Source organism: Pseudomonas sp. GW704-F2, from assembly GCF_059423025.1.
The window spans coordinates 1-25,216 of the sequence record NZ_JBWKXO010000049.1 but is presented as its reverse complement, the minus strand read 5'-3'; the positions used below and the strand labels follow the sequence as shown (position 1 = coordinate 25,216).

The following is a 25,216-nucleotide window of genomic DNA, read 5'->3' as shown; positions in this document are numbered from 1 at the left end:
CTGGGGCTGATTCGCCAACCCCGCTCAGGACCGGCCTCAGCGCTTCATACAGCGCTGATAACGCTCATCCACCCGCTGGGCGAACCAGGCAGTGGTCAGGTTGCGAGTGATCTTCGGGCTCTTGAGCACGATGCCCGGCAGGATCGCCCGCGGCAGCGGTTTGCCGGCCGCCGTGTCGGCCAGGGCAAACACGCGTGTGTAGAGCGTGGTCTGCTCAAAATCCAATTGCTCGCCCTGCTCCAGCTGACTGCGGATGCTGGGGTTGCGCATGTCCAGCCGGGCGCCAAGGGAACGCACCGCCAATTCGGTGCTGCCGGGCAGCAGCGAGCCGTAGCGGATCAAATCCCCGTCCAGCGCCAACTCGGTGCCTGAGACGCGGCTGACGGCGGCCTGGAACGCAGCGTTGCGGCTGGCGTACCAACCGGCGTTGAAGTCGGCAAACCGGTACAGCGGCCGGTCATAACTCACCGGATAACCAAGCAAATGGGCGATGCCGAAGTACATGCCGCCACGTCGCGTGAACACTTCCCGACGGATCGTGCCGTCTACCGTGTAGGGATAACCCCGCGCCTGTTTCTGCGCAAAGTCGATGCTGACTTGCATCGGGCCGGCGGTGTGTACTGGGTTGAAACCGCCGAACAGCGTGTTGCCCAAGGGCACCATGCTGATGAAGTCATCGAAGATCCCGCTCAGGTCTTTCTCCGTGCGTGCGGCGTTCAAGCGATCGGCGTAAGACTTACCAGTGGGCGAACGCAGTTGCAGTGCCGTGCGGACCAACACCGCCGGCACATGCACCTTGCCGGCACGGCGCAGGATTTCATCCTGGGCGATCTTGCCCATGTTCGGCACAGGTGGGTCGACCTGGAAAGTGGACTCTTGCTCGGTCACCGCCAGCACGGCGCAGATGTTTTCGGTACTCGGGTAGATGTGCTGGGTGTCGAAAGCGGTGTAGATATCCTGGGCCCAACCGTTGCGATCGGCGACCTTGGCGGGCAGCAAACGCACGATCTGCGCCTTGACCTCGGCTTCACTGCGCTCCGGCTGTTGCGGGCCGCGTGCGGTCGAGCAACCGGCCAGCACCAGCAAGGGCGTGAGACACAGGATCAGGCGGCGTAGGTGCATGGGGCTTCCTTGAGGGGCGATGGGCCGGGCGATGCAGATATCGACCGATAAGTCTAACGCGGGTTCGCCCTGTGCCCCCTCGCCTACGCGATGCGAATATGACAGGATCTTTCATCGACCATTCGTACAAGGCGTTTGAATGCCATGCTCAGCATGAACTTTTTCATCACCTGCCTGATCGTTGTACTGATTCCCGGCACCGGCGTGATCTTTACCGTGTCCACGGGCCTCATGGCCGGCAAGCGCGCCAGCGTGTTCGCCGCGCTGGGCTGTACCGCCGGGATCATCCCGCACTTATTGGCATCCATACTCGGCCTTTCCGCCCTGCTGCACACCAGCGCATTGGCATTCGAAGCGCTGAAATTCGCCGGAGCCGCCTACTTGCTGTACCTGGCCTACGCCACGTGGCGCGATCGTTCGGCCTTCGCGGTGAATGACACACCAACGGCAACCACGGCCCGTGGCCTGATGCTGCGCGGTTTTTTGCTGAATATTCTCAACCCCAAGCTGACGATTTTCTTCCTGGCCTTCCTGCCTCAGTTCGTCACACCGGCCAGCACGGCGCCGGCCTTGCAAATGCTGGTGCTGAGCGGCGTGTTCATGGCCATGACGTTTGCGGTGTTTGTGGTGTATGGCCTGCTGGCCAATGTGTTTCGCCGCGCAGTGATCGAGTCACCACGGGTACAGAACTGGCTGCGGCGCAGTTTTGCGGCGGCCTTTGCGGGGTTGGGCTTGAACCTGGCGCTCGCACAGCGCTGAAAAACGCTGCAACCCACTGTGGGGAGGGCTTACCCGCCCCACAGGGTTGGGCGCTTTAGATCCCTGCCAGCGCCAGGTCCATGGCGAAGTAAGTGAAGATCAGGTCCGCGCCGGCGCGCTTGATCGAACCCAGGGTTTCCCGCACCACGCGGTCCTCATCAATCGCGCCTGCCTGGGCACCGAATTTGATCATCGCGTACTCGCCGCTGACCTGATACGCCGCCACCGGCAGGCGCGAGGCTTCGCGGATGTCGCGGATGATGTCGAGGTAGGCACCGGCCGGTTTGACCATCAGCGCATCCGCGCCTTCCTGCTCGTCCAGCAGCGATTCACGCACGGCTTCGCGGCGGTTCATCGGGTTCATCTGGTAGCTTTTGCGGTCGCCCTTGAGCGCGCTGCCACCCGCTTCACGGAACGGGCCGTAGAGGGCCGAAGCGAATTTGGTGGAGTAGGCCATGATCGGAATATGGGTAAAACCGGCGTCATCCAACGCCCGGCGAATCGCCTGAACCTGGCCGTCCATCGCCGCCGACGGCGCGATCACATCGGCACCGGCACGAGCCGCCGCCACGGCTTGCTTGCCGAGGTTGACCAAGGTCGCGTCGTTGTCGACATGGGCGCCATGCATCACACCGCAATGGCCATGATCGGTGTATTCGCAGAAACAGGTGTCGGACATCACGATCATTTCCGGCACGGCGTCCTTGATGATCGAGGACATGCGCGAGACCAGGCCGCGCTCCTTCCAGGTGTCGCTGCCACTGGCGTCCAGGTGGTGGGACACGCCAAAGGTCATCACCGATTTGATCCCGGCGCGGGCATAGCGCTCGATTTCCCCGGCCAGCTTTTTCTCAGGGATGCGCAACACACCCGGCATGCTGGTGATCGGTACGAAGTCGTCGATTTCTTCTTCGACGAAAATCGGCAGCACCAGATCGTTGAGGGTGAACTCGGTTTCCTGGAACAAGCTACGCAACTCCGGGGAGCGGCGCAGACGGCGTGGGCGGGCTTGAGGGAACTGGCTGGTCATGGCTGTCCTGAATAAGGCTAAAAACGTTGGGGCGAAAGCGTATGCCCCCCGACCCCGGCAGCGCAAATGCCAGGCAGGCAATAGTTTATGGCAAGGCCCACAACAATTGCATTGATCTAGAGCTGTAGACGCCCTTCGATGCACACCGCCACGGCACCGCCGACCCAGATCTCATCGCCCTGGCGCTCGATGCGGATACGCCCCGCGCGCCCCATGGCCGTGCCCTGGCTGACCAGGTAACAGTTCGGTGCCAGGCCTTCGTCCAACAGCCATTGGGCCACCCCGGCATTCAAGCTGCCGGTGGCCGGGTCTTCCGGGGACCCGTCGCCGGCGATGAACGCGCGCACTTCAAAGTGCGTATCTACAGCGTCGCGTTCGGGATCGCAGGGGGCAATCACGCCCACCGCCAGACCGAGCAACTGCGAGTAATCGGGCTGCAGATCGAGCACCGCCTGGCGGTCGGCCAGCATCACCGCCAGCCAACCTGCGCCGTTGTCCACCCACTGACTGCGCACAATAGCCTCCGGCGCCAGGCCCAACCCCAGCCGCACGCGCTCCAGCAACGCCGCCTCCAGCGGGCCCGAGCGCAACAACGGCGGCGCGATGAACGCCAGCTCATCGCCTTGGCGACGGATACGCACCAGGCCGATTTCGCACTCCTGGATAATTTCCTCCCCTCGCGCAATGCCCCCCGCCTGCAACCATGCATGGCAACTGCCCAGCGTCGGGTGCCCGGCGAACGGCAGTTCCTGCAAGGTGGTGAAGATTCTTACCCGGTAGTCAGCCCGTGGATCGCGGGGCGTGAGTAAAAACGTGGTTTCGCTGAGGTTGGTCCACTTGGCGAAGTCGGCCATCTGTTGCTCGTTGAGGCTGTCGGCCCCCAGCACTACCGCCAGCGGGTTGCCTTTGAGCGACACATTGCTGAAGACATCCAGTTGTTTGAAATCGAAAGTCGGCATGGGCTCAGCTCGGAATGTTCAGGCCACGGATCACTGCCGGACGTGCGACAAAGCCGTCCAGCGCGCGCAGCACATTGGGGAAATCGGCGATGCCGACCAGGTCACCGGATTCGTAGAAACCGATCAGGTTACGGATCCACGGAAACGTCGCGATGTCCGCGATGCTGTAGTCGTCGCCCATGATCCAGGTGCGGCCCAGCAGGCGTTTTTCCAAGACTTCCAGCAAGCGCCGCGACTCGGCGACGTAGCGGTCACGCGGGCGCTTGTCTTCGTAGGCCTTGCCGGCGAACTTGTTGAAGAACCCCACCTGGCCAAACATCGGGCCGATGCCGGACATCTGGAACATCAGCCACTGAATGGTTTCATAACGTGTCGCCGGGTCTTCGGAAAGCAACTGGCTGGTTTTTTCCGCCAGGTACAGCAGGATCGCACCGGACTCGAACAGCGCCAACGGCTGACCGCCGGGGCCGTTGGGGTCGATGATCGCGGGAATCTTGTTGTTGGGGTTCAGCGACAGGAACTCGGGCGACAGCTGGTCCTGGGTCTCGAAGCTGACTTTGTGCGCCTCGTAGGGCAGGCCCAGCTCTTCGAGCATGATCGAGACTTTTACCCCGTTGGGCGTGGGCAGCGAATACAGTTGCAGACGCTCCGGATGCTGGGCGGGCCATTTACGGTTGATCGGGAAAGCGGCGAGTGAATTCATCGGGATATCCCTCGGCGAAAACCCCCATGATAATCATCTGCCCGGCATCCTGCATGGGTCATCATTGCGCAACATGCCCTCGCTACTCTCCCCCACGAGCGAACCAAAGTGGCCGAGTGGACTCTTAAGTGCGCTGAACGGTGAATGGAGGCACCCTGCTAATAAGACACGGAACCCGCAGGACGCCGCGTGTGTCACTGGGGCCGGGCTTGTCCGCCTTAATCCGATGCACTGAAGACTCGAACCCAATGACAATAAAGCCTCTGTGCCTTGCGCAACGCCTCAAACGATATTCATACATCATATTACCGCTGTTGCTGGTCGGCGGCGCCCTCGACCTGACCCTGCAATCGCGCATCAGCCGCGCCGAATCGGTGGACGGCGTGCAAACCCTGGTGTTCCTGCGCCACGGCGAAAAACCCGTCGGCGGCCTGGGCCAACTCAATTGCCAGGGCCTGAACCGTGCGATGAACCTGGCTACCGTACTGCCGGAAAAGTTCGGCAAGGCCAACTTCGTCTTCGCCGCCAACCCGACGCGCAATGTCGAGGAAGGCGAAAAAGATAATTCCTACAGCTACATTCGCCCACTGATGACCATCAGCCCCAGCGCGATCAAGCTCGGCTTGCCGGTGAACATCACGTTTTCGGCGAATGACACCAGCGCGCTCGCCGACGAACTGGTGGAAAACAAGTACCACAACGCCATCATCTACACCGCCTGGTCCCACGGCTATCTGCCGGAATTGATCAACAAGGTGGCCAGCGAAGCGGTGGGCGAAAAGCACACCATCACCCAAGACTGGTCCGGCAATGACTACGACACGTTGTATGTGCTGACGCTCACCTGGCATAACGGCAAGGCCTCGCTGCTGAGCCGCAACTACAAGCAGGGCCTGAACAACGGCGAACAAACCTGCCCACCGGCGACGCAGATCAGCGCAGATATCTGAAGGATGGGCGATAGCGGCGTATGATGCGCGGCTATTGACTCATCTGCGGATCAACACCATGTCCAACCTCGTCTCCACCCAGCCCAACCGGGGCTGGTCGTTCTGGTGGAAACCAGCGCTGTTCCTGCTGGTCGCCTGCATCGGCCTCTACTACGTGAAGTGGTCGCCCTACTACTTCAAGGCATTTGTCGCCGCCGACAACCACAGCATCGGCGCGTCGATTCTCAATGACCAGCAAACCTCGCCACTGGCCGCGGCGCTGGCCTACGCCCAGGTGTATTTCCTGGCGATCTGGAAAGCCGCCGTTTTGGCGGTGATCTTGGGCTCGTTGCTGCAAGTGTTGATCCCCCGCGACTGGTTGCTGCGCCTGTTCGGGCGTGCCGGGCTGGGTTCGACCCTGCGCGGCGGGCTGTTCGCGCTGCCCGGAATGATGTGCAGTTGCTGCGCGGCACCGGTGGCGGCAGGCATGCGCCGGCAGCAAGTGTCGGTGGGCGCGGCGCTGGCGTTCTGGATCGCCAACCCGGTGCTGAACCCGGCCACCCTGGTATTCATGGGGTTTGTGCTGGGTTGGGGCTTCACGGCGTTAAGGCTGGTGGCGGGGATTGTGCTGGTGGTGGGCGTGTCCCTGGTGGCCCAGCGCATCGCGCGCCCGGAACAAGTGCCGGAAGCAGCGCTGGGCGCGGTGGCCGAGGCCAGCGTGATCGAGTCGCAACCGTTTTTCAGCCGCTGGTTGCGCACCCTGTGGCAACTGTTCTGGAGCACGATCCCGGTGTATATCCTGGCAGTGCTGGTGTTGGGCGCGGCGCGGGTCTGGCTGTTTCCTCATGTGGATGGGGCGATGGCCGACAGCCTGCTGTGGCTGGTGCCGCTGGCGATTGTCGGCACGCTGTTCGTGATTCCGACCGCCGCGGAGATTCCTATCGTACAAACCATGATGACGCTGGGCATGGGCAGCGGCCCGGCCGTGGCCCTGTTGATGACCCTGCCGAGCGTGAGCCTGCCGTCGCTGCTGATGTTGCGCAAGGATTTCGACGCGCGGGTGCTGGTCACCGTGGCCGGCTTGACCATGCTGGTAGGCGTGGTCTGCGGCTTGATTGGAGCGGCGATTCTGTAAGTGGCAGGCGGGGTTGAGGGCCTTATTGCAGGCAAGCATCAACCTCGCAACGCACCACGCTCGCGCAAATACTCCACCACCGCTGCCTGCTCCCCGACAAACTCGATGCGCGCGCCTTTGCTTTCACGCTGGAAGGCGTACATCGGGTCGTAGTACTCGCGCAGCAACCCTTCGATCCACACCCGGTGCAGGTCCACAGCGCCGCTGCGGGTCTGTTCCGCCAGGGCGTCCTGCAGAATCGCCTGCAACCGCTGGAAACGCTCGCCGCCCAGGCGCTTGTGGATATTGGCCAGGCTCTGGGTCAGGCGCTCGCCAAACAGGACGTAGCCGGTTTCGCCAAATACCGCGATGAATTCGGCGCAAAGGTCGACCACGTAATCGCGCAGGATACGTTCAACCCGGCCTTCGACAGTGTCTTCCAGCCACACCATCGCAAAGGTCTGCATGCCCTTGTGCAACGGCAACGGCAGCGCACAACTGCCGATCATGCGGCTCTCATCCTCGACCACAAACTGCTCGACGCCGCCCGCGCGTTTTTTCAGCAGGTCCACCGCCAGGCGGTTCTCGAAGTCGATGTTGGACGGTTGCACCGTGGCCCGCTTGCCGAAGCTGGAACCGCGATGGTTGGCGTGGCCCTCCAGGTCCAGGGCGTTGCGCAGTTGGCCGAGTACTTCGGTCTTGCCAGTGCCGGTCATGCCGCCCAGCAACACGAAATCACACTCGGCGACTGCCTGTTCGACGGTCTCCAGCAAAAAACCACGCATGGCTTTGTAGCCGCCGCCGACGCGGGGGTACTCGATACCGGCTTCGGTTTTCAGCCATTGCTGCACGATCTGCGAGCGCAGCCCGCCACGAAAGCAGTACAGGTAGCCGTCGGGATTGGCCTGGGCGAACCGCGCCCATTGCTCGATACGCCCGGCCTTGATCGCCCCGGACACCAGTTCGTGTCCGAGCACGATAGCCGCTTGCTGGCCCTGCTGTTTGTAGCAAGTGCCAACCCGCTGACGCTCGTCATCGGTCATCAGTGGCAGGTTGACCACGCCCGGGAACGCGCCCTTGACGAACTCGACCGGCGCGCGGGTATCCATCATCGGCCGGTCGTTGAGGAAGATGTCGCGGTAGTCGGTGATGTCAGTCGCCATCAAAACACCTCTACCGCGTGGGTCTGTCGCTCAACCAATTCACCGATGGGCTCAAGGGTCAGGCCCAGTTCGCCGGCGACCGAATGAAACTCGGCGTCGCCCGCGGGCGTAACGGCGATCAGCAGGCCGCCGCTGGTCTGCGGGTCACACAGCACGCGCTTGTGCAGCTCCTGCAGGCGCCCGAGCTTGCTCGCGTAGCTGTCGAAGTTGCGCAAGGTGCCGCCCGGCATGCAGCCCTGGTCCAGGTAGTCCTCGATCCCGGGCAGGCGTGGGACTTTGTCGTATTCGATGCGTGCCGTCACGCCGCTGCCGTCAGCCATTTCCACCAAGTGGCCCAAAAGCCCGAAGCCGGTGACGTCGGTCATTGCCGTGACGCCGGCCAGTTTGCCGAAGCGGCTGCCAGGCTTGTTGAGGGTACACATCCAGTCACGAGCCAGGCCGATATCCGCCTCGCGCAATTTGCCTTTCTTTTCGGCAGTGGTCAGGATGCCGATGCCCAGGGGCTTGGTCAGGTACAAACGGCAGCCGACGGTGGCGGTGTCGTTGCGCTTCATATGGCGCTTTTGCACGATGCCGGTCACGGCCAGGCCGAAGATGGGCTCCGGCGCATCGATGGAGTGGCCACCGGCCAGGGGAATGCCGGCCTCGTCGCACACGGAGCGGCCGCCACGGATCACTTCGCGGGCAACCTCAGGCGCCAGGACATTCACCGGCCAGCCCAGAATGGCGATGGCCATCAACGGGTCGCCGCCCATGGCGTAGATATCGCTGATCGCGTTGGTGGCGGCGATCCGGCCGAAGTCGAACGGGTCATCGACAATCGGCATGAAAAAATCAGTGGTGGAGACCACGCCGCGCTCGTCGTCGATGGCGTACACCGCCGCATCGTCCCGCGAGGCGTTGCCCACCCACAGGTTGGGGTCAAGGTTCTGTGCGCCGCTGCCGGCGAGGATCACTTCCAATACCTGGGGCGAAATCTTGCAGCCACACCCCGCGCCATGGCTGTACTGGGTAAGGCGAATCGGCTCGTTCATGGTGGACCTCAAGCTATCAAGTGCGCGGATTCTAACAGACGGCAAAAAGCCGGCGGGGCTCTTACGAGCACAGCCGGCCTTTTTGGGGTGCTGCGATTACTGGCGGGCGGCCAGCAACCGCTTGTGGCGGTTGCGCCGGGCGATGTTCAAGCACTCGATTGCCGCCGAGAACGCCATGGCCGCATACACGTAGCCTTTTGGCACATGGGCGCCGAAGCCTTCGGCGATCAGGGTCATGCCGATCATGATCAGGAAGCCCAGGGCCAGCATCACCACGGTCGGGTTGTCGTGGATGAACTTGGCCAGCGGTTCAGCCGCCACCAGCATCACGATGACCGAGGTCACCACGGCAACGATCATGATCGGCAAATGCTCGGTCATGCCCACGGCGGTGATGATGCTGTCGATGGAGAACACCAGGTCGAGCATCAGGATCTGGCCGATGGCCGCAGCAAAGCCTATGGACACGGCATTGCCGCTGCTGGCCTTCTCTTCAGGCTCCGGGTCCATGCTTTGATGGATCTCGGTGGTTGCCTTCCAGACCAGGAACAGGCCGCCGGCGATGAGGATCATGTCCTTCCACGAAAACGCCTGGCCGAGGATCTCAAACACCGGCGTGGTCAACTGCACGATGAACGCAATGGTGCTCAACAGGCCCAGGCGCAACACCAACGCCATGCTGATGCCGATGCGCCGCGCCTTGGCCCGGTGCTGCTCGGGCAATTTGTTGGTGAGGATCGAGATAAAGATCAGGTTATCGATGCCCAACACGATTTCCATTACGATCAAGGTCGCCAGTGCGACCCAGGCGGTGGGGCTGGCGGCCAGTTGTACAAGGTAGTCCATAGATCAATCCTGACGTTGTGCTGGGAAATTAGGCTTCTTTACGCGTCGATTCAGACTCGTTTTGCGGCTGATCGTCTTTTTTCTGCGGACTGATCAGGCCTTGGGTCGCTTCACTCAATGCCTGCTCGGCGGCCTTGTGAGTGTCATCGATCACTTGCTTGGCCGATTCGCTGGCCTTGCCCATCACCTGCTGTGCGCTTTTTTCGACCTGATCACAACCGCTGACCACTACTAATGAAAGCGCAAGCAACGATGCCGCGCCCAGAGAATTGAGTTTCATGATGTTTTCCTCATTAGAACCATTGGGTCCAAACAGCGACCCCTCGATAGCGATGCATTCTATGCAGGGGAACACTTCAGGAAAATTCGTATTTTTCTCGCGTATACTTCGGTTTTAACGAAGTGTAGGCCGGCATGCTCAATTACCGACAATTGCATTACTTCTGGGTGGTGGCCAAGACCGGCAGCATCGTGCGCGCCTGTGAGCAACTGAACCTCACACCCCAGACCATCAGCGGGCAGATCAGTCTGCTCGAGCAAACCTTCGGTATCGCCCTGTTTCAGCGGGTCGGCCGTCAGTTGGAGCTGACCGAAGCCGGGCGCCAGGCGTTGCCCTATGCCGAGCAGATGTTCCAGACCGGCAACGAGTTGGAGGCGATGTTGCGCGCCCAGCCGAACGAGCAGCAGATTCTGTTTCGCGTCGGGGTGGCGGATGTGGTGCCCAAATCCATCGTCTACCGGCTGATCGCGCCGACCATGGAGCTCAGCGAGCCGATCCGCATCACCTGCCGCGAAGACAAACTCGAACGCCTGCTCGCCGACCTGGCGATCCAGCGCCTCGACCTGGTGATTTCCGACAGCCCCATGCCCACGCATCTGGACATCAAAGGCTACAGCCAGAAGTTGGGCGAATGCGGCATCAGTTTTTTCGCTACCCAAGCATTGGCTGACCGACACTGCGGCGTTTTCCCACAGTGTTTACAGGGCGCGCCGCTATTGATTCCGGGGGCAGAGACCGTGGTGCGCAGCCGCTTGCTGCGCTGGTTTGCCGAGCAACAGATCCAACCGAAGATCATCGGCGAGTTCGACGACAGTGCCTTGATGCAGGCATTCGGCCAATCCGGCAGCGGGATCTTTATCGCCCCCAGCGTGATCGCCGATGAGGTGGTGCGCCAGTACGGCGTCGCGCTGATTGGCCAGACCGAGGCGGTGACCGAATCGTTCTATGCGATTTCGGTGGAACGCAAGGTCAAGCACCCCGGCATCGTGGCGATTACCGAAGGCGCCAGGCGAGAACTGTTCACCGCCCTGCCCTGAGGGTTCAAGCGCCAGTCGGCAGCGGTTTGGCGCTCATCAGCCACAGCGCCAGCAGCATCGACACCAGGATGAACCCGGACGCAGCCAGGCCCAGGCTGGCCAGGCCGAGGGTGTCGATCACATGCCCACCGACCAAGGCGCCGAGACCGATACCGAGGTTTCCACCGGCAATATTCAGCGACGCGGCAAACGCCGGCGCATGCGGCGCGGCCTTCATCAGCCGCACATGGCTGACCAGGAACATCGCCGCCTGGGTCACGCCCCACACGGCCATCGCCGCCGCCAGGCCGATGGTGGAGTGAATCGCCGGCACCAACGCGACCATGCCGCCGATCATGAACCCGCAGAACACCATCGACGCAATCAAGGGGTGGCGATCCACCGCACGGCCGCCCAGGGAGTTGCCGATCAACCCGACCGCGCCAAAGCCCATCAGGCACCAGCCGACCAGCGTGCCGTCGAAGCCGGCCAGGCGCTCAAGGATGTCGGCCAGGTAGGTGTAGGCGGTGAACATGCCGCTGAAGACCAGGATCGACAGCAGGATATGCCCCTGCATCAACGGACTGCGCAACAGCTTGAATTGCGAGCGCAACGTCACCTGCGCGTTCTTCGCCTGTGTCACCGGCAGGTAGACAAACAGCAGCAGCGCCTTGGCCAAGGCAATCACCGCGAGGACCGCAAACGCGCTGCGCCAGCCGAACATGTCGGAAATCAACGTGCCCACCGGAATGCCGAAGACGGTGGCACAGACGATCCCGAAGCCGATCTTCTCGATGGCGCGACCGGCGTATGCCGGGCCGACGATGTCCACCGCCGTTTCACTGGCCAGCGCCCAGAACACCGGCAAGCCCAACGCCGGAATCAAGCGCGCCAGGGACATCACCCAGATATTCGGCGCCAGCGCCGCCACGCCATTGGCCACGGCGAACATGATCAAAATCGTGATGAACAGGCGCTTGCGCTGGAACCGCGCGCAGTAGGCCGTGAGAAACGGGCCGAACGCCGCCACGGTGAACGCAAACAGCGTCACCAGCAGGCCGGCCTGGGACACGCTGACATTCAGGTCCCGGGCAATCGACGGCAACAGGCCGACGATAATGAATTCTGTGGTCAGCACGGTAAAACCGGCGGCCGACAGCAGCAGGATGGGAAACAGCATGAAAACTCCAGAAACGACGACATCAACGAAAGCCCGGAGGCCCGCTGACGAAGAAGAAAGATGAGAGACGGCGATATTAACAGGATCTGTGCGAATTGGCCGCAAATGGGTGACGGAATGCCGCATCAACAGGGACATTTCCTACAGCATGATAGACTCCGCGCCCGCTTCCTACAGCGCGCTCCACCTGCAATGCTGCGTCCTACTAAAAAAACCAGAGACAACCGTTTATGACTGCTGCCCCTTCCCTTTTCCAACGACTCACGCGCGTCAGCCTGGTCACGCAAATCGTCATCGGCCTGATCGCCGGCATTCTGCTCGCCTTCGTGTCGCCCGACGCCGCCAGGGCCACCGGTTTCATTGGCAAAGTGTTTGTCACCGCGCTGAAGGCCGTGGCGCCGATCCTGGTGTTCGTGCTGGTGATGGCGTCGATCGCCAACCACAAACACGGCCAGGAAACCCACATCAAGCCGATCCTGTTCCTCTACCTGCTGGGCACCTTCGCGGCCGCCGTGGTTGCAGTGATCGCCAGCACGCTGTTTCCCTCGCCGCTGGTGCTCGCCACCCACGACGCCACCGTGAGCGCCCCCGGCGGCATCGGCGAGGTATTGCAGAGCCTGTTGCTGAGCGTGGTGGACAACCCGGTGAGCGCGCTGATGAACGCCAACTTTATCGGCATTCTGGCCTGGGCCATCGGCATGGGCATCGCGATTCGCCATGCCGGCGAAACCACTCGCACGGTGCTCGATGACCTGTCCAACGGCGTGACCTTGATCGTGCGCGTGGTGATCCGCTTCGCGCCCCTGGGGATTTTCGGCCTGGTGGCCTCGACCCTGGCCACCTCCGGCTTCGGCGCCCTGCTCGGTTACGCCCACCTGTTGGTGGTGCTGATCGGCTGCATGCTGTTCGTGGCGCTGGTGGTCAACCCGGCCATCGTATTCTGGAAACTGCGCCGCAACCCCTACCCGCTGGTATTGCTGTGCCTGCGCGAAAGCGGCATCACGGCATTCTTCACCCGCAGTTCGGCAGCGAACATTCCGGTGAACCTGGCGTTGAGCAAACGCCTGGGCCTGCATGAAGACACCTACTCGGTGTCGATCCCGCTGGGCGCCACCATCAACATGGCGGGAGCGGCGATCACCATCACCGTGTTGACTCTGGCCGCCGTACACACCCTGGGCATCGTCGTAGACCTGCCCACCGCCGTGCTGCTCAGCGTGGTCGCCGCCATTTGCGCGTGCGGTGCGTCGGGCGTGGCCGGCGGTTCGCTGCTGCTGATCCCGCTGGCGTGCAGCCTGTTCGGCATCTCCAGCGATATCGCCATGCAGGTGGTGGCCGTAGGTTTCATCATCGGTGTGTTGCAGGACTCGGCGGAAACCGCGCTCAACTCGTCCACCGATGTGCTGTTTACTGCGGCGGCGTGCCTGGGCAAGGAAGAGCAGCCGGTTTAAACAGCGCTCGCAAAAAAGCCCGGGGCCGTTCACAGCGGAACGACCCCGGGCTTTTTTATTTTATGCGCTCAGTACACGGTTATTCAGAAAGCGCCCATGTAATCACGCTTGCCCACTTCCACACCGTTGTGACGCAACAGCGCGTAGGCGGTGGTGACGTGGAAGAAGAACTGCGGCAGGCCGTAAGTCAGCAGGTAGGACTGGCCGCTGAAGCGCTTCTCTTTCGGCGTGCCTGGGCGAGTGATGATCTCGATGCCTTCTTTGCCGTCAATTTGCTCGGGCTTGATGCTGTCCATAAACGCCAAGACCTTGGCGATCAGCGCTTGCAGGTCGGCGAAGGTCACTTCGTTGTCTTCATATTTCGGCACTTCGATCTCGGCCAGGCGCGCGGAAACGCCCTTGGCGAAGTCGACGGCGATCTGCACCTGGCGCACCAGTTGGAACATGTCCGGGAACAGGCGCGCTTGCAGCAAGGCGTTGGGTTCGATGTTCTTCGCGGTGGCGTGGGCTTCGGCTTTGTCCAGCACACCGCTCAGGGCGGTGAGCATTTGCTTGAAGACTGGGACGGAAGCGGCGTACAGGGAAATAGTCATGACAGTCTCATCGGTAAGGGCTGGGTTGGAACCAGCAGCGATTATAGCCATGCCGGCCGCTTGTCTTTTATTTTTTCAGGATTAGGCTAGTGCGTTCACTGCATAGGGAAAGCGCGATGACCGCTGAGCACGATACCGACACCCCTGAGCCGCGCCTGAACAGCACGGAAATCCGCATCCTGGGCTGCCTGATCGAAAAACAGGCGACCAACCCGGAAACCTACCCCCTGACCCTCAACGCGCTGGTGCTGGCGTGCAACCAGAAGACCAGCCGCGAGCCGGTGATGAACCTCAGTCAAGGCCAGGTCGGCCAAAGCCTGCGCGTGCTGGAAGGCCAGGGTTTCACCCGCCTGGTCATGGGCAGCCGCGCCGACCGCTGGGAACACCGGGTCGACAAGGCGCTGGAATTGGTGCCGGCCCAGGTGATCCTGACCGGGCTGCTGTTTCTGCGTGGGCCGCAGACGGTCAACGAACTGCTGACCCGCAGCGGGCGCATGCATGACTTCGAAGACGCCGACCAGGTCGTACACCAGTTGGAACGCCTGATTGCGCGGGGACTGGCCGTGCTGGTGCCGCGCCAGGCGGGGCAACGCGAGGATCGCTATACCCACGCGCTGGGCGACCCGGCGGATATCGAGGCGATTATCGCGGCGCGCGGCAACCCGGTGGAACGCGGGGCCGGCGGGGTCTCAGTCGAGCGCATCGAAGAGCTGGAAGCGCGGATTGCCGCGCTCGAAGAACGGCTGGCACAGCTGGAACAGGCCTGACACGCTCACCCCCCTTTAGGAGCCGGCTTGCCTGCTCCTACAGGTGATTGGCCGCGCTGTTCAGCCTCGCGCAAACGCGACGGCGTTTTCGAACTGCTCCTGGGTCGGCCGCACCCCGGTGTACAACACAAACTGCTCCAGCGCCTGGATCGCGATCACTTCCAGCCCGGTGATCACGCGCTTGCCTTGGGCACGTGCGCGCACGATCAACGGTGTTTCCGCCGGGATCGCCACCACATCGAACACAGTCTGCGCCTGGTCCACCGCGTCAGCCTCGAAAGCCAACTGATCGGCCTCGGCCCCGCCGGTCATGCCGATCGGCGTGACGTTGATCAACATCTGCGGGCGCAGATCGCCCAATTGCGCCTGCCATTGATAACCCAGGCTCTGCGCCAGCGCCCTGCCCGCCGCTTCGTTACGCGCCACGATCACGCCATTGGCATACCCGCCGTCGCGCAGGGCACTGGCCACGGCTTTGGCCATGCCGCCGCTGCCGCGCAGGGCAAAGGTCGAATCTGTCGGCACTGCATGCTTTTTCAACAGTTGCGCGATGGCGATGTAGTCGGTGTTGTAGGCCTTGAGATGGCCGGCCGTGTTGACGATGGTGTTCAGGGACGCGATGGCTTTGACCGAACTGTCCAGTTCGTCCACCAGGGCAATACTGGCCTCCTTGAACGGCATCGACACCCCGCAACCGCGAATCCCCAACGCCCGGATACCGCCGATCGCGCCGGCTAAATCCTGGCTGCTGAAGGCTTTATAGTAGAAATTCAGACCCAGTTGTTCATACAAATGGTTATGAAATCGCAGGCCGAAATTCCCGGGACGCGCCGACAGTGACATGCACAGTTGGGTATCCTTGTTGGGGTGCATCTGCATGGGTAACTCCTTGAAGTAAGCAAATCGGTACAGACCTTACACAACCTTTACCAATCGGCCGTGCTGTTTTTCAGAAATACGTTGTCTTAAAAGTATCCCGCGACATTACTTGAGCCAATTGATTGCAGGCCACAAGCGCAGGGGCTAACCGAGGAATGACCATGATTCGTAAAATCCCCAAGATCGCCTTGCTTATCGGTGCACTCGCTATGGCAGGCCAAGCCTCCGCCCACGGTGGCGGATGGGGTGGTCCGGCCGTCTTGGGTGCGTTAGTCGGCGCCGCCGTCGTAGGCTCCGTGGTTGCCAGCCAACCCCGTGAAGTCTATGTGCAGCAGCCGGTGTATGTGCAACCGCAACCGGTTTACGCCGCACCGCCGCCTGTGTACTACGCACCGCCGCCGCCGGTGTATGTGCAACAACAGGTCTATTACCGCCCGGCGCCGGTGTATTACGGCCCACCGCGTGGCTATTACGGCCACCCCCACGGCTATTATGGCCGCGGTTGGTAAGCTTGAACCGATCTGCCTGAACCGGCCTCGCCCACCCGCGGGGCCTTTTTTTGCATGGCGTTTTATTGCACATCGTGCGGATTGATCGTACCAAGGTCGTTATAAGGACAATGGCCGAGTCGTAATCCCACATCATCGAAGCCGAAAGTCTACTTGCCCGACCGGGTCTCGCGCTGTCATGTTTGTGTCACGACTCACTTTCACTATCCCACCTCTGAACCCGATAACAACAAGGACGGCTGACCATGCCCACGCAAAACCCACACCACGTAGCCGGACTCTGTACGTCCAGCAAGGTCTACAGCGCACTGACCGAACTCAAGCACCTGGAAGGCCACCGCAGCGCAAAATTCCTCGCGCTGCTGACCGAAAGCCTGGTGCGCAAAGGCCTGCTCAATGAGCAAGAAGTGGTACACATGCTCGATCAAGTGGTGGAGTGACGCCTGGCGTTGATGTCGACTATCAAGCCGGGTGATTTTTCCTCGACGCTGGCACCCCGTAAGGTGACCCTCATAGCGATTGGAGGTCCATATGCCCACTATTCAGATCATGTCCGTCATCGGCAGCGCCGTTCCTGCCCCCCTGCGCAAGCTGGGTGTACTCGCCTGCTGGTACCTGATGCACGATGGCGAACCCGTCAGCGGCCCGCTCACCTCGTTATCGGCTGCCGAGCAACAAGCGGCAACCTTCAGGCTGCGCGCCTGAGGCCTAGGGCAACGGCAACTTGAGCCGCGGCTTGCTTTCGACAAACAACGCCCAACTGGACATGAACAACGCCGCCACCAGCGGCCCGATCACAAAGCCGTTGAGGCCGAACACCGACAAGCCGCCCAGGGTCGAGATCAGAATCAGGTAGTCCGGCATCTTGGTGTCCTTGCCCACCAGAATCGGGCGCAGCACGTTATCCACCAGGCCGATGACGAACACACCGAACAGGCTCAGCACCACGCCTTGCCAGATCGCCCCGCTCAACAGGAAGTACGCCGCCACCGGCCCCCACACGATCCCCGCGCCCACCGCCGGCAGCAGCGACAAAAACGCCATCAGCACCGCCCAGAGCAACGCGCTGGGAATGTCCAGAAACCAGAAGATCAAACCGCCCAACGCGCCTTGGGTCACGGCAACCAACACGTTGCCCTTGACCGTGGCGCGCACCACGCGGTTGAACTTGAGCTGCAGGCGGCGCTTTTGCGGCTCGGCCAGCGGCACCGCCGTGCGGACTTTTCGCACCAGTTCCGGGCCGTCACGCAGCAGGAAAAACAGCAAATACAGCATGATGAAAAAACTCACCAGGAAATCGAACGTGCCCTGGCCAAAGCTGAACGCCTGACTGGCGAAGAACTGGCTGCCCTGCATCGCACTCTTGACGATTTTCTCGCGCAGGCTTTCCAGGTTGCCCATGCCGAAGCGATCCAGAAGGTGCTGAAAATAAGGTGGCAGGAAGTTCTTGAACTGTTCGATATACCCGGCCACGTCCAGCTTGCCGCTTTCGACATTTTTATACAGCGTGGCCCCCTCCTGCACCAGCAAGGCGCTGGTGATGATCACCGGCAGAATCGCAATCACCAGGCACACCGTCAGGGTGGCCAGGGAGGTCAGGTTGCGGTTCCAGCCTGATTTCACCTGCAGGCGCCGCTGCATCGGGGCAAAGATGATGCCCAGGATGACCGCCCAGAACACCGCGCCGTAAAACGGCAGCAATATCCAGATAAAGGCAACGGTCACCAGGGCCAGCAGTAACAGCAGAGTCTTGAATTGCAGGTTGGTTTGATTCATGTCCGATCCAGGTCAAAAAGCCGGGCGCGCGCTTGCGTCCATGTGCTTAGTCCGTCGCAAATCCCGGGAGTGCCTTTTTTGTTGCAGCAAGCGTAGACCTGGATCAATAAATCCCTATACGCGTTCGGCTACGCTCGCGGCCTTTTGGGCCCCACTCCCCATGTCTCTCGTCCTTGCACCCGAACTGCTCGCCCCCGCCGGCACCCTGAAAAACATGCGCTACGCCTTCGCCTACGGCGCCGATGCGGTATACGCCGGCCAGCCGCGCTACAGCCTGCGCGTGCGCAACAACGAATTCGACCACGCCAACCTGGCCCTGGGCATCGAGGAAGCCCATGCACTGGGCAAGCGTTTCTACGTGGTGGTCAACATCGCGCCGCACAACGCCAAGCTGAAGACCTTCCTCAAGGACCTGGCCCCGGTGATCGCCATGGGCCCGGATGCGTTGATCATGTCCGACCCCGGGCTGATCATGCTGGTGCGTCGCCACTTCCCGATGATGCCCATCCACTTGTCGGTGCAGGCCAATACCGTGAACTGGGCCAGTGTGGAATTCTGGCAACAGCAGGGCATCTGCCGGGTGATCCTGTCGCGGGAATTGTCCTTGGAAGAGATCGGCGAAATCCGCGAGCAAGTGCCGGCCATGGAGCTGGAAGTGTTTGTCCATGGCGCGTTGTGCATGGCCTATTCCGGGCGCTGCCTGCTCTCCGGCTATATGAACAAGCGCGACGCCAACCAAGGCACCTGCACCAACGCCTGCCGCTGGAAATACCAGGCCACGCCAGCGGTGGAAAACGTCACCGGCGATATCGTCCAGGAATATCAACCGGAACCCACACTGGGCATTGGCGCGCCGACCGATCAGGTGTTCCTGTTGCAGGAGGCCAACCGCCCGGATGAACAGATGCCCGCCTTCGAAGACGAGCACGGCACCTACATCATGAACGCCAAGGACCTGCGCGCGGTGCAGCATGTGGAGCGTCTGACCCACATGGGCGTGCATTCGTTGAAGATCGAAGGCCGCACCAAGTCCCACTTCTACTGCGCGCGCACCACCCAGGTGTATCGCCAGGCCATCGATGACGCCGTGGCCGGTCGCGAATTTGACCGCAACCTGATGACCAACCTGGAGTCACTGGCCCAACGCGGCTACACCGAAGGTTTCCTGCGTCGCCATGTACACGACGAGTACCAGAACTACCAGAACGGCAGTTCGGTGTCGGAACGTCAGCAGTTCGTCGGCGAATTGACCGGCGAGCGCCGGGGCGAGCTGGCGGAGGTCAAGGTGAAGAACCGCTTTGCGGTGGGCAATCACCTGGAACTGATGACCCCCGCCGGCAACTTTCACTTCGACCTGGCCACCCTGCACAACGCCAAGGGCGAAGCCATCGAGGTGGCGCCGGGGGATGGGCACACGGTGTATGTGCCCTTGCCGGCGCAGATGGATCTGCGTTTCGGCCTGTTGATGCGCGACGTCGAGTAACCCCGCTCAGATCCTGAACTGGGCCACCAGTTGGCCCAAGCGCTGGCCGAGGTCGGCCAGGCTGCGCGACGTCTGGGCGCCCAATTGGGTTTCATCGGCCACGCTGTCCACCGCCACGGCAATCTGATGCACGCTGCGGTTGATCTCTTCGGCGACCGCGGTCTGTTCTTCGGCGGCGCTGGCAATTTGCGCGTTCATCGAGTTGATGGTGCCGATCAACTGCGCCATGGTGTCCAGCGACGCCCCGGCTTCGTTGGCTTGGGCCGAGGTGCCGTCCCCGGCATCGCTGGAGCGGCGCATGGCCTCCACGGCGGCGACGGTGCCTTTTTGCAGGCGGTCGATCATGCCCTGGATTTCCTGGGTGCTGGTCTGGGTACGACTGGCCAGGGCACGCACTTCGTCGGCGACCACGGCAAAGCCGCGACCGGCCTCCCCCGCCCGCGCCGCTTCGATCGCGGCGTTAAGGGCCAACAGGTTGGTCTGCTCGGCAATCGAGCGGATCACGCCGAGCACGCTGACAATCGACGACACGTCCTGCTGCAAGCTGTCGAGGGACACGCCGCTGCTGCGGATATCGTTCACCAGCGCATGGATCTGCGCGATGCTGCCGTCCACCACGCGCTTGGCGGCCTGGCCCTCGGCGTCGGTCTGTTGCGCAGCCACGGAAGCGCCTTGGGCACTGCGCGCAACCTCCTGGGCGGCGGAAGACATCTGATTGATCGCGGTGGCCACCTGGTCGGTCTCGTGACGCTGACGCTCCATGGCCTGCTCCGAACGCTGCGCCTGGTCGGACACCTGGCCCACCAGCCCGGTGAGTTGCGCGGTCATTTCGGTGATCTGGCGCACCAAACCGTGGATCTTTTCGACAAACCGGTTGAAGGCCCCGGCCAGATCGCCCAGCTCATCCTGGCTGGTGATAGCCAGGCGCCGCGTCAGGTCGCCCTCACCGGCAGCGATATCGTCGAGGTTGGCTTTCATAAGGTGCAGCGGACGCAGGATGGTATTGGCCAGGACCATGCCCGCCGCCGCAATCACCAGCAGCACCAGCACGGCCACACCGAAGATACTCAGCAATACGCCCTCCATGCGTTTCTTGACCTTGGCCTCGACCACCGCCACCTGGGCATCGATGCCATCCAGGTTGACCGAGGTGCCGATGACCATGTCCCACTTGGGCAAGTACTCGGTGTAGCCGAGCTTGGGCACCAGTTCGGTCTGGCCGGGCTGGGTCGAGCTGTATTGCAGGTAGTGGGTGCCGTCCTTGCCGACCTTGACCAGGTCGCGGTTGACGTAGACGCCATTCGGGTCGCGGTTGTCCTTGAAGCTCTTGCCCACGCCGTCCGGGCTGTTGCCCTTGAACAGGCGGATGGTTTCGGAGTCGTAGCCGAAGAAGTAGCCATCCTTGCCGTAGCTGGTATTGGACAGCAGCTTGACCACCTCGGCACGCGCCGCCGTATCGCCCGGGGCGGCGGCGTCGTAGAGCGGCTTGATAGTGGTCATGGCCACTTCCACATAACTCTGCAGAGTGGCCTTGGCGGCGTCGAGCAAGTGCTGGCGGGTCTCATCCACCTCGTTGCGCGCTTGCCCCTTGAGGATCCACACCGTGGTCAGGCTGATCACCAACGCAAACAACAGCACCGGCACGATGGCCAGGCACAGGACTTTGACCTTCAGGCTCAGACGCATGGCTTTTCTCTCTTATTAGTGGCGGCTTGAGAGGTTAACGGCCAGTTGCGCGGATTCTGTAGGACGACCTCGTCAGAGCGTCATCGCCGCCACCCAGCCAAACACCAGCAGCGGGATGTTGTAATGCAGGAATGTCGGCACCACGGTGTCCCAGATGTGGTGGTGCTGGCCGTCGATATTCAGGCCGGACGTCGGGCCCAGGGTCGAATCCGACGCCGGCGAACCGGCATCGCCCAAGGCGCCGGCCGTGCCGACGATGCACACAATGGCCAGCGGGCTGAAGCCCAGTTGCACACACAGCGGCACGAAAATCGCGGCCAGGATCGGCACCGTGGAAAACGACGAACCGATGCCCATGGTCACCAGCAGCCCCACCAGCAACATCAGCAACGCCCCGATCCCACGGCTATGGCCGATGAGCGCCGCCGACGTTTCCACCAGCGAGCGCACGTCTCCGGTGGCCTTGAGCACTTCGGCGAAGCCTGAAGCGGCGATCATGATGAAGCCGATCATCGCCATCATCTTCATGCCTTCGGTGAACAGGTCGTCGGTCTCGCGCCAGCGCACAATGCCCGATACCGAGAAAATCAGGAACCCGGCCAGGGCGCCGATGATCATCGAGTCCAACCACAACTGAATGATGAACGCCGAGGCGATCGCCAGGCCAGCCACCAGCAGGGTCAGCGGGTTGTATTGCACCGCGACCTGTTCGATCCGCTCGATTTTCTCCAGGTCGTACACGCGCTTTTTACGGTAGCTGACAAACACCGCCACCAGCAGGCCGACCACCATGCCCAGCGCCGGCAGGCCCATGGCGTGGGTCACGTTGACCTGGCTGATGTCCACGCCGCTCTTGGCCACGTTGGCCAGCAGGATCTGGTTGAGAAAGATGTTGCCGAAGCCCACCGGCAGGAACATGTAGGGCGTGATCAAACCGAAGGTCATCACGCAGGCGATCAGGCGACGGTCCAGTTGCAGTTTGGTCAGCACATACAGCAACGGCGGCACCAGCAGCGGGATAAACGCGATATGAATCGGCAGGATGTTTTGCGAGGCAATCGCCACCACCCACAGCAGGCCGATCAGTAGCCATTTGACATGGCTGCCGCCGCTGGCTTCCTGGCGATCGACCAGCAGCAGCGCCTTGTCCGCCAGGGCATGGGCCAGGCCGGACTTGGCAATCGCCACCGCGAAAGCGCCGAGCAATGCGTAGGACAAAGCCACTGTCGCGCCACCACCCAGCCCACCGTTGAAGGCCTGGAGCGTGGCGTCGATGCCCAGGCCACCGGTCAGCCCGCCCACCAGGGCGCCGACGATGATGGCGATGACCACATGCACGCGGGACAGGCTGAGCACCAGCATGGTGCCGACCGCGGCGATGACTGCGTTAATCATGGTTACCTCGAGCAAAAAACAAAATACAGGCATGCCCGCACCCGCGCGGCCATGGAGGATGACTGCCGGTGAGCAGGCTGGAAGGAGGTCTTATTAGAGGGCGCGCACTTTGCAGCAGGCGCGGTCGCATGTCAAAAAACGGCGTCGCCTGCAAATTTAAATTGAACGTTTGAATAAAGAAAAAAACACAGCCGCCGATATAAAGGCTCTCTATGTTTTCAGGTAAAGGATGCTCCGCGATGTCCCTCAGACAGCTGTCCATTCAATGGAAAATCACCCTGCTCGCCGGCCTCTGCCTGCTGGGGATCGTGACCCTGCTGGTGGGTCTGTCGCTGTATCGCATGGAACAGAGTTCGCAGCAGGTCAAAGCCTCCAGCATGCACATGCTCGACGAAGCGGCCCGGGCGCGTATCGAAGCCCAGGGCGAAGCGCAGGCGCTGGGCATCCGCCAGCAGTTCATGGATGCCTATCAATACGGTCACGGGTTTTCCCGCCAGGTGCTGTTCCTGCGCGAACAGGCGGAAAAGCGCTTCCTTGACGCCTTCGACACCCGTGAAGACTTGACCCGCCAGGTCAAGGCCGCCTTGCAGGCCAACCCCGACCTGCTCGGCTTGTCCCTGGTGTTCGAAGCCAATGCCCTGGACGGCAAGGATGAGCTGTTCGTCAACCAGCCAGAGCTGGGCAGCAACGACAAAGGCCGATTCGCCCTCTATTGGTCACAGCCGACGCCCGGCAAACTCACCGCCATGTCGCTGCCCGAAAGCGACATGTCCGACACCAGCATCGGCCCGAGCGGGGAAAAGGCCAATGCCTGGTTCACCTGCCCGCGCACCACCCTCAAACCGTGTGTGATCGAACCGTACTTCTATGTCATCGACGGCCAAAACGTACTGATGACCAGCCTCGTGTTCCCGCTGATAGTGAATGGCAAAGTCATCGCCTCGCTGTCGGTGGACATCAACCTCAACAGCCTGCAGGCGGTGAGCCAGCAGGCGAGCCACACGCTGTATGACGGCCAGACCCAGGTCAGCATTCTCAGCGCCACCGGCTTGCTGGCCGGCTACAGCCCGGATGCGAGCAAGCTCAGCCAGCGCCTGGACCAGGTCGACACCGCCAGCGGCGCGCAATTGCTCAGCGCCCTGGCCGGCAGTACGCGGATCAGCAGCCTGCGTGCCGACCGTCGACTCAAGGTCCTGGCACCGTTCACGCCGATCCCCGGCGGCAAGCCGTGGGGCGTGTTGCTGGATGTGCCGGAAAAAATCCTGGTGGGCCCGGCCGAAGCGCTCAAGGCGCAACTGGACGCCGACAACGCCCGTGGCACCCTGCTCGAGTTGAGCCTGGGCCTGCTCGCCGCCGTGATCGGCCTGGGGCTGGTGTGGCTGATGGCGCGCAGCGTGACCCGGCCGATCCTGAGCGTGGCGCACATGCTCGAAGACATCGCCAGCGGCGAAGGCGACCTGACCCGTCGCCTGGACTACGCCAAACAGGACGAGCTGGGGCAACTGGCCGGCTGGTTCAACCGCTTCCTCGACAAACTGCAGCCGATCATCGCCGAGGTCAAACGCTCGGTGCAGGACGCCCGCGGCACCGCCGACCAATCCGCCGCGATCGCCAGCGAAACCAGCGCCGGCATGGAGCAGCAATACCGCCAGGTCGACCAGGTGGCCACCGCCTCCCATGAAATGAGCGCCACCGCCCAGGACGTCGCCCGCAGTGCGGCCCAGGCCGCCCAAGCCGCACGCGATGCCGACCAGGCCACCCGTGACGGCCTGCAGGTGATCGACCGCACCACCACCAACATCGGCCATCTGGCGGCGGACATGAGCACCGCCATGGCCCAGGTTGAAGGCCTGGCGACCAACAGTGCGCAGATCGGCTCGGTGCTCGAAGTGATTCGCGGCATCGCCGAGCAGACCAACCTGCTGGCCCTCAACGCCGCCATCGAAGCGGCCCGGGCCGGTGAGGCCGGCCGTGGGTTTGCCGTGGTCGCCGACGAAGTGCGCAACCTGGCGCGTCGTACCCAGGAGTCGGTGGAAGAAACCCGCCTGGTGATCGAGCAACTGCAAAGCGGCACCACCGATGTGGTCGGCGCCATGGGCAACAGCTATCGCCAGGCCCAGAGCAGCGTCGAACAAGTCGGCGAGGCGGTCACCGCCCTGCGCCAGATCGGCGCCGCAGTCACAGTGATCAGCGACATGAACCTACAGATCGCCAGTGCCGCCGAAGAGCAAAGCGCGGTGGCCGAAGAGATCAACAGCAACGTGGCGACAATCCGCGATGTCACCGAGTCGCTGTCAGAACAGGCCAACGAATCGGCACGGGTCAGCCAGGCGTTGAACCACCTGGCCAATCAGCAACAGGGGTTGATGGATCATTTCCAGGTGTGAGTAACCGACACCAACGCTGAAGAAAATCCAATGTGGGAGGGGGCTTGCCCCCGATTGCAGTGGGTCAGTCAAAGGCTACATCGACTGATTCACCGCTATCGGGGGCAAGCCCATGAAATGAGCGCCACCGCCCAGGACGTCGCCCGCAGTGCGGC

General features: G+C 62.1%; 25 protein-coding genes and 1 pseudogene. 12 read left to right on the top strand and 14 right to left on the bottom strand.

Features of this window, described 5'->3' with window-relative positions; all coding sequences use genetic code 11:
- Window positions 1-36: 36 nt before the first annotated feature.
- A complete protein-coding gene (locus tag AC07W0_RS27235; protein WP_102617821.1) occupies window positions 37-1,122 on the bottom strand; it encodes a DUF1615 domain-containing protein in 1,086 nt (361 codons plus the stop codon).
- Window positions 1,123-1,266: 144 nt separating this feature from the next.
- Here AC07W0_RS27235 and AC07W0_RS27230 point away from each other — a divergent pair, with 144 nt between their 5' ends.
- Window positions 1,267-1,881, top strand: a complete 615-nt coding sequence (locus tag AC07W0_RS27230) for a LysE family translocator (RefSeq protein ID WP_017847040.1) — start codon at window positions 1,267-1,269, stop codon at window positions 1,879-1,881.
- A gap of 55 nt (window positions 1,882-1,936) precedes the next feature.
- Here AC07W0_RS27230 and hemB read toward each other — a convergent pair whose 3' ends face one another.
- The 3 genes from hemB to AC07W0_RS27215 all read right to left on the bottom strand — a co-directional run bounded on the left by hemB (window position 1,937) and on the right by AC07W0_RS27215 (window position 4,573).
- Complete coding sequence (hemB, locus tag AC07W0_RS27225; protein ID WP_017847039.1) at window positions 1,937-2,911, bottom strand: porphobilinogen synthase; 975 nt, start codon at window positions 2,909-2,911, stop codon at window positions 1,937-1,939.
- A 116-nt stretch (window positions 2,912-3,027) separates the two neighbouring features.
- Entirely contained in the window at window positions 3,028-3,870 is an 843-nt protein-coding gene (locus AC07W0_RS27220; protein ID WP_102617822.1) for a PhzF family phenazine biosynthesis protein, read from the bottom strand.
- Between the two features lie 4 nt (window positions 3,871-3,874).
- Window positions 3,875-4,573: a glutathione S-transferase N-terminal domain-containing protein gene (locus AC07W0_RS27215; protein WP_017847037.1), complete on the bottom strand. Its 699-nt coding sequence runs from the start codon at window positions 4,571-4,573 to the stop codon at window positions 3,875-3,877.
- 248 nt (window positions 4,574-4,821) lie between these two features.
- Here AC07W0_RS27215 and AC07W0_RS27210 point away from each other — a divergent pair, with 248 nt between their 5' ends.
- Together AC07W0_RS27210 and AC07W0_RS27205 are read left to right on the top strand one after the other, a co-directional pair.
- Window positions 4,822-5,523, top strand: a complete 702-nt coding sequence (locus AC07W0_RS27210; protein ID WP_026140035.1) for a hypothetical protein — start codon at window positions 4,822-4,824, stop codon at window positions 5,521-5,523.
- A gap of 58 nt (window positions 5,524-5,581) precedes the next feature.
- On the top strand, window positions 5,582-6,637 hold the full coding sequence (locus AC07W0_RS27205) for a permease (protein ID WP_026140034.1): 1,056 nt from the start codon (window positions 5,582-5,584) through the stop codon (window positions 6,635-6,637).
- Window positions 6,638-6,675: 38 nt separating this feature from the next.
- On the opposite strand, the gene mnmH is transcribed toward AC07W0_RS27205, so the two are convergent.
- The 4 genes from mnmH to AC07W0_RS27185 all read right to left on the bottom strand — a co-directional run bounded on the left by mnmH (window position 6,676) and on the right by AC07W0_RS27185 (window position 9,939).
- A complete protein-coding gene (gene mnmH, locus AC07W0_RS27200; RefSeq protein WP_102617823.1) occupies window positions 6,676-7,779 on the bottom strand; it encodes a tRNA 2-selenouridine(34) synthase MnmH in 1,104 nt (367 codons plus the stop codon).
- Complete coding sequence (gene selD / locus AC07W0_RS27195) at window positions 7,779-8,813, bottom strand: selenide, water dikinase SelD (protein WP_102617824.1); 1,035 nt, start codon at window positions 8,811-8,813, stop codon at window positions 7,779-7,781. Before selD ends, mnmH begins: the two co-directional genes overlap by 1 nt.
- Before the next feature lie 96 nt (window positions 8,814-8,909).
- Entirely contained in the window at window positions 8,910-9,659 is a 750-nt protein-coding gene (locus AC07W0_RS27190; protein ID WP_017847032.1) for a TerC family protein, read from the bottom strand.
- Between the two features lie 28 nt (window positions 9,660-9,687).
- Window positions 9,688-9,939 carry a hypothetical protein gene (locus tag AC07W0_RS27185; RefSeq protein ID WP_017847031.1) on the bottom strand — a complete coding sequence of 84 codons (252 nt, stop codon included), beginning with the start codon at window positions 9,937-9,939 and terminating at the stop codon, window positions 9,688-9,690.
- Between the two features lie 134 nt (window positions 9,940-10,073).
- On the opposite strand from AC07W0_RS27185, the gene nhaR reads away from it, so the two are divergent.
- Window positions 10,074-10,976 (top strand): transcriptional activator NhaR, encoded by a 903-nt coding sequence (nhaR, locus tag AC07W0_RS27180; RefSeq protein WP_102617825.1) that lies wholly within the window; start codon window positions 10,074-10,076, stop codon window positions 10,974-10,976.
- Window positions 10,977-10,980: 4 nt separating this feature from the next.
- Here nhaR and AC07W0_RS27175 read toward each other — a convergent pair whose 3' ends face one another.
- On the bottom strand, window positions 10,981-12,135 hold the full coding sequence (locus tag AC07W0_RS27175; protein WP_046483161.1) for an MFS transporter: 1,155 nt from the start codon (window positions 12,133-12,135) through the stop codon (window positions 10,981-10,983).
- 230 nt (window positions 12,136-12,365) lie between these two features.
- Here AC07W0_RS27175 and sstT point away from each other — a divergent pair, with 230 nt between their 5' ends.
- Window positions 12,366-13,586, top strand: coding sequence for a serine/threonine transporter SstT (gene sstT, locus AC07W0_RS27170; RefSeq protein WP_102617826.1), 1,221 nt, complete (start codon window positions 12,366-12,368; stop codon window positions 13,584-13,586).
- An 83-nt stretch (window positions 13,587-13,669) separates the two neighbouring features.
- On the opposite strand, the gene AC07W0_RS27165 is transcribed toward sstT, so the two are convergent.
- Window positions 13,670-14,179, bottom strand: coding sequence for a DUF1993 domain-containing protein (locus AC07W0_RS27165; protein WP_017847025.1), 510 nt, complete (start codon window positions 14,177-14,179; stop codon window positions 13,670-13,672).
- Window positions 14,180-14,295: 116 nt separating this feature from the next.
- Between AC07W0_RS27165 and AC07W0_RS27160 the strand changes: the two genes are divergently transcribed.
- Window positions 14,296-14,946 (top strand): YceH family protein, encoded by a 651-nt coding sequence (locus tag AC07W0_RS27160; RefSeq protein WP_017847024.1) that lies wholly within the window; start codon window positions 14,296-14,298, stop codon window positions 14,944-14,946.
- A gap of 60 nt (window positions 14,947-15,006) precedes the next feature.
- Here AC07W0_RS27160 and AC07W0_RS27155 read toward each other — a convergent pair whose 3' ends face one another.
- A complete protein-coding gene (locus AC07W0_RS27155; protein WP_017847023.1) occupies window positions 15,007-15,825 on the bottom strand; it encodes a shikimate 5-dehydrogenase in 819 nt (272 codons plus the stop codon).
- A gap of 155 nt (window positions 15,826-15,980) precedes the next feature.
- Here AC07W0_RS27155 and AC07W0_RS27150 point away from each other — a divergent pair, with 155 nt between their 5' ends.
- The 3 genes from AC07W0_RS27150 (at window position 15,981) to AC07W0_RS27140 (ending at window position 17,039) form a co-directional block, all read left to right on the top strand.
- Window positions 15,981-16,334: a hypothetical protein gene (locus tag AC07W0_RS27150; protein ID WP_026140033.1), complete on the top strand. Its 354-nt coding sequence runs from the start codon at window positions 15,981-15,983 to the stop codon at window positions 16,332-16,334.
- A gap of 245 nt (window positions 16,335-16,579) precedes the next feature.
- The gene (locus AC07W0_RS27145; protein ID WP_017847021.1) at window positions 16,580-16,774 is read left to right on the top strand and encodes a hypothetical protein; all 195 of its coding nucleotides are present in this window, start codon (window positions 16,580-16,582) and stop codon (window positions 16,772-16,774) included.
- 91 nt (window positions 16,775-16,865) lie between these two features.
- Entirely contained in the window at window positions 16,866-17,039 is a 174-nt protein-coding gene (locus tag AC07W0_RS27140; protein WP_017847020.1) for a hypothetical protein, read from the top strand.
- A gap of 3 nt (window positions 17,040-17,042) precedes the next feature.
- Here AC07W0_RS27140 and AC07W0_RS27135 read toward each other — a convergent pair whose 3' ends face one another.
- Window positions 17,043-18,110 carry an AI-2E family transporter gene (locus AC07W0_RS27135; protein WP_017847019.1) on the bottom strand — a complete coding sequence of 356 codons (1,068 nt, stop codon included), beginning with the start codon at window positions 18,108-18,110 and terminating at the stop codon, window positions 17,043-17,045.
- Window positions 18,111-18,270: 160 nt separating this feature from the next.
- Between AC07W0_RS27135 and trhP the strand changes: the two genes are divergently transcribed.
- Window positions 18,271-19,593, top strand: coding sequence for a prephenate-dependent tRNA uridine(34) hydroxylase TrhP (gene trhP / locus AC07W0_RS27130; protein ID WP_026140032.1), 1,323 nt, complete (start codon window positions 18,271-18,273; stop codon window positions 19,591-19,593).
- Window positions 19,594-19,599: 6 nt separating this feature from the next.
- On the opposite strand, the gene ctpM is transcribed toward trhP, so the two are convergent.
- The gene (gene ctpM, locus AC07W0_RS27125; RefSeq protein ID WP_017847017.1) at window positions 19,600-21,279 is read right to left on the bottom strand and encodes a methyl-accepting chemotaxis protein CtpM; all 1,680 of its coding nucleotides are present in this window, start codon (window positions 21,277-21,279) and stop codon (window positions 19,600-19,602) included.
- A 72-nt stretch (window positions 21,280-21,351) separates the two neighbouring features.
- Window positions 21,352-22,671, bottom strand: coding sequence for a Na+/H+ antiporter family protein (locus AC07W0_RS27120; RefSeq protein ID WP_173677815.1), 1,320 nt, complete (start codon window positions 22,669-22,671; stop codon window positions 21,352-21,354).
- A 215-nt stretch (window positions 22,672-22,886) separates the two neighbouring features.
- On the opposite strand from AC07W0_RS27120, the pseudogene AC07W0_RS27115 reads away from it, so the two are divergent.
- Both AC07W0_RS27115 and AC07W0_RS27110 read left to right on the top strand, forming a co-directional pair.
- Window positions 22,887-24,203 (top strand): annotated as a pseudogene (locus AC07W0_RS27115) (PDC sensor domain-containing protein); the annotation flags it as partial.
- A 102-nt stretch (window positions 24,204-24,305) separates the two neighbouring features.
- A complete protein-coding gene (locus AC07W0_RS27110; protein WP_370737510.1) occupies window positions 24,306-25,061 on the top strand; it encodes a methyl-accepting chemotaxis protein in 756 nt (251 codons plus the stop codon).
- The last annotated feature ends 155 nt before the right edge of the window (window positions 25,062-25,216 follow it).